This is a genomic window from Cloacibacillus sp. (assembly GCA_036655895.1).
Taxonomy (GTDB): domain Bacteria; phylum Synergistota; class Synergistia; order Synergistales; family Synergistaceae; genus JAVVPF01.
The window spans coordinates 1-1,477 of the sequence record JAVVPF010000118.1; the positions used below are offsets into that span (position 1 = coordinate 1).

At 51.7% G+C, this 1,477-nt stretch carries 1 protein-coding gene; it reads right to left on the reverse strand.

The genetic code is table 11. The annotated features are described in order from the left end of the window. Positions 1 to 133: 133 nt before the first annotated feature. Positions 134 to 1,447: a putative DNA binding domain-containing protein gene (locus RRY12_13215; protein MEG2185634.1), complete on the reverse strand. Its 1,314-nt coding sequence runs from the start codon at positions 1,445 to 1,447 to the stop codon at positions 134 to 136. Positions 1,448 to 1,477: the final 30 nt, after the last annotated feature.

Here is a 1,477-nt window from a genome sequence, read left to right on the forward strand (position 1 = left end):
AATACGCTGACGCCGCGGCGCGGCCAAACGGCGTCAGCAATGCTGACAATTCTAATAATCATGATTATCAGCATTGTAACAAACCGTAGCGGGGAATGCCGCACTAGCGCCGTTACGTTAAAACGTCAGGCGGTCAAACGAGGGAATAAAAAACCGCTCTTCCGCGCCGTTCTTTTTTCAGCAGACCTTTTGCCGTAAGGCCTCTAAGCAGAGTGATGGCAGTTGCTTGGGATATTTTCATCAACTCCTGAAGCTCGCTGCGGGAAATGGCGCCTCTTTCTTTTGTCAGCGCAAGCGCTGCGCGTTCGTTTGGGCGCAGCGGGGCTGCGGGAGGTTCTTCCCGTGTCTGTGTGTTTTCTCTGTTAAAATTTGCGTTTGGAAGCGTAATTTTAAATCCGTTGTCAGAAACCTCGATGAGCGGCGCAGTACCGCAGACGGCGCAGCTTTCCCTTATTTTGAGGATGCCGGTGCCGTAGGCCTCTATCAAGTTTAAGCGGTAAAAAATATCCGCAAGTTTCTTGTTTCTTGTAATAGAGATGCCCAGCATAATGTCATTGTAAGATATGCCTTTGGCCAGACCCCCGATGGAGACAAATTCTATTCTGTCGTCGAATATGCTTATCAGAGTGCTTCCGCTCAGTGAATAATCACGATGCACAACGGCGTTGAGCAGCGCTTCGCGGATCGCGCAGGCTGGATAATCTGGCATGTCTACGCGTTCAAGCCCATGGATCTCGGAGCGGGTGCGGTTATATCTGGATATATAGTCGAAGGCCTCTTCTATTTGGCCTATCAGCGAGCCGGAGGCCTCGTGTCTGTCTTTGAAGACGCTTTTTCTGCCGCCTTCAAAGACGGCAAGCTTGATGGTGTGCGGGCATTGGTCCGATAGAAGAAGAGCAGCGTTGGTGTAATCACCGTCGCACCCGATAAGCCCGAGCGTCTTTTTTTGAGGTTCGCCGAAAGGCAGCTCCTTTTTCGCAAAATATGACGAGAGCTTGTCAAAGGTGAGCTGCTGTTCCCGGGAACGCGCCTCTTCAAAAGAATCTCCGCCTGTTTCTTTTATCATGCTGAGTATTGCGCTCTCGGAGGCGGGGACTGTGGAGGCTCCCTGTCGCAAAAAGACGCCTTCGGGACGCAGCCCCTTCCCCGCAAGATAATAGGGACGAGCTGTGCCGCGCTGTACGCTTACGGTGATGATCTCTTTGTCTTCCAGATTTTCAGCGGCGCACTTCGTAAATAATGTCACGTCTGGCCGTATGCCGTCCCTCACGGCGTTTGCCGCGCGCAGCAGCGTATCGTCTGCGGTCGGCACGCCGTAGATCGTTCCGTCGTCATTTATGCCGATATAGATGACGCCGCCGTTTGTATTTGCAAAGGCGATAACAGTCTTCTTTATATCGTCGACATATTCGCGTTTTAGTTCTGTAGTTTCGTTCTCCGTCAGCATCGAAAGACCTCCTGAGCCATATTAACGACC

Bases quoted from the DNA above. Each gene is read 5' to 3' on its own strand.
- RRY12_13215 (MEG2185634.1), bottom strand. From the start codon at position 1,447: ATGCTGACGGAGAACGAAACTACAGAACTAAAACGCGAATATGTCGAC.